This is a genomic window from Streptomyces sp. (genome assembly GCF_035563135.1).
In the GTDB taxonomy this organism is placed as follows: domain Bacteria; phylum Actinomycetota; class Actinomycetes; order Streptomycetales; family Streptomycetaceae; genus Streptomyces.
This window is the reverse complement of sequence record NZ_DATMVN010000801.1, coordinates 1-2,283: the sequence shown is the minus strand read 5'-3', so window position 1 is coordinate 2,283 and position 2,283 is coordinate 1. Positions and strand designations below refer to the sequence as shown.

Annotated in this window: 3 protein-coding genes; all 3 read right to left on the bottom strand. The window is 73.1% G+C overall.

The genetic code is table 11. The features are described from left to right. Positions 1-412 precede the first annotated feature (412 nt). Positions 413-817 carry a DUF3040 domain-containing protein gene (locus VN520_RS35675; RefSeq protein WP_325751100.1) on the bottom strand — a complete coding sequence of 135 codons (405 nt, stop codon included), beginning with the start codon at positions 815-817 and terminating at the stop codon, positions 413-415. Between the two features lie 301 nt (positions 818-1,118). Then, positions 1,119-1,877: a class I SAM-dependent methyltransferase gene (locus VN520_RS35670; protein ID WP_325751099.1), complete on the bottom strand. Its 759-nt coding sequence runs from the start codon at positions 1,875-1,877 to the stop codon at positions 1,119-1,121. 102 nt (positions 1,878-1,979) lie between these two features. Further along, positions 1,980-2,283: SAV_6107 family HEPN domain-containing protein (locus VN520_RS35665; protein ID WP_325751098.1), on the bottom strand; the 304-nt coding region annotated here is incomplete at its 5' end.

Genomic DNA, 2,283 nt, shown 5'->3' with positions numbered 1-2,283 from the left:
CCCCGTTCGGCCGTCCGGGTGATCTGGGCGCTCTCGGAACGCCGGGCGGAACTCGGCCGCCGGTGGCCGGGCCGGGCAGGGCTCGACCACTGGGCGACGCGGCTGCGCCGCCCCTCGCGGGAGCGGAGCTGAACCCCCGGTCCAGGGGGCCGGCCGGCCCCCTGGACCAGGCCGGGTTTCGTACGCGGAGCCTTCCAGGACAGCCCGCAGGTCCAGGCCGGTCCGCCCTCCGGAGACCGGATCCACGACGGTCCGCGGCGGGCGCGGGGCGTACGGAGAGACACGTGAGGGGCGGTCGCTGCGCAGCGACCGCCCCTCACGTGTGAGGCCCGGTGTCAAGTTCTCGGTGTGCGTGGTCCGCGTCCGGAGCCGGTGGCCGGGGCTGCCCGCCGTCGGCCGGGAAGCGGGAAGCTCACTGGCCCTGTTCGTCGCGGCGGCGCTGCCACCGCTGTTCGATCCGGTTCATCATCGACCGGCTCTGCCTGGGATGGCGGCGTTCGCCTCCGCCCCCGCTCGCGCTCCCCGCCGGTTGCTGCTCACCGGGCTTCGGCGCTTTGCGCCATCCGGTGACCGCCAGCACGGCGCAGCCCAGCATGACGAGGAATCCCGCCACGCTGACCCATGTCTGCTGGAAAACCATTCCGGCCATGAGGAGCGCGATACCCACCAGAAAACCGGCTACCGCCTGGTAGACCCGTCGCCGGGTGTACCTGCGCAGCCCGCTTCCCTCAAGCGCTGTAGCGAACTTGGGATCTTCGGCGTACAGCGCTCGCTCCATCTGCTCGAGCATGCGCTGCTCGTGCTCCGAGAGCGGCACGGAGTCCTCCTCGTCGTCGGCCGCGGGGGCGACCGGTATGCGGCCCTTCCAGAATAGGCAGGGATTCGCCCCCGTGAAACCCGCCCTCTAGCCATAGCCAGTCCGGACCGCCATTTCGGCTCGGCTGCTGAGGCGTAGATTCCCCGACCTCCGATCCGTCATGCCGGATGGTGTCACCCGATCATACGGGGCCCGCGGCGCGATCGGGTGTTCCCGGCGGTACTCCGTCTGCAGCTGCGTTGCTGATCAGCCGTGCCGCTGTCGCCCTCGCGGCATGCTCCGGCAGTGCCGCCCCGGTGGCTCAGGCGCGCTTCTCTCCCAGAACGTGCAGCTGGGTCGCCACGGAGTGGAAGGCCGGAAGTTCCGCGACGGCCGCTTCCAGCTTGAGGAGCTCTTCCATCGCGCCCGGCTCGGTGTCCACGAGAACGCCCGGTACGAGGTCGGCGAAGACCCGGACTCCGTGGACCGCGCCGACCTCGATGCCTGCGGCGTCGACCAGTGCGGTCAGCTGGCCGGCGGTGAACCTGCGGGGCACGGGGTCGCCGTCGCCCCAGCGTCCGGCGGGATCCGCCAGTGCCTGCCGGGCCTCGGTGAAATGTCCGGCGAGCGCCCTGGCCAGGACGGCGCCGCCGAGCCCCGCGCCGAGCAGGCTGAGCACGCCGGAGGGGCGGAGCGCGTCGACCGCGTTCCGTACGCCTTCGGCGGGGTCGTCCACGTATTCCAGGACGCCGTGGCACAGGACCGCGTCGTAACCGGCGCGGTCCACCACCTCGAACAGGCCGAGGATGTCCCCCTGGACGCCCCGCACCCGGTCCGCGACGCCGGCCTCCTCGGCACGGCGCTCCAGAGCGAACAGGGCGTTCGGGCTGGGGTCGACGACGGTCACCCGGTGGCCGAGCCGGGCGACGGGCACGGCGAAGTTGCCCGTCCCGCCACCGGTGTCCAGCACGTCCAGGGCCTCCCTGCCGGCCGCCTCGACCCGGCGTTCGAGGGCGTCCTTGAGGACCTCCCAGACCACGGCGGTACGAAGGGAGGCACGGGGGCGCAGCTGGTCCGACACGGCAGTTGACTCCTCGGCACGGTGCCGCCACGGACGGCGGAGCGTGAACGGTGCAGGTGGTACGGGTGGTCTCCACCCTATTGCCTCGCACCGTCCGCGCGGTCACTCCACCTCGGTCCGCCGTCCGGGGCCGTCCTGCCGGGGCTGCGGAAGGACGGGCTGGAGGACCAGCAGCCGTTCGACCAGACGCAGGAACATGGCCGCGTCGCGCAGCAGGTCGTCGGCGTCGCGGCTGGTGGCCGCGCCGGGTATGCCCGCCTCCGCGCGGGCCCTGCGCCCGGCGCCGGAGGCGAACAGGGCGCTCCACTCGCTGAGTTCCGGCGCGATGTCCGGAAGGACCTCCCAGGCGCTGCGGATCCGCTCCCTGCGGCGCCTGCCGGTCTCGGGCCGGCCGCGGGCCGCGAGC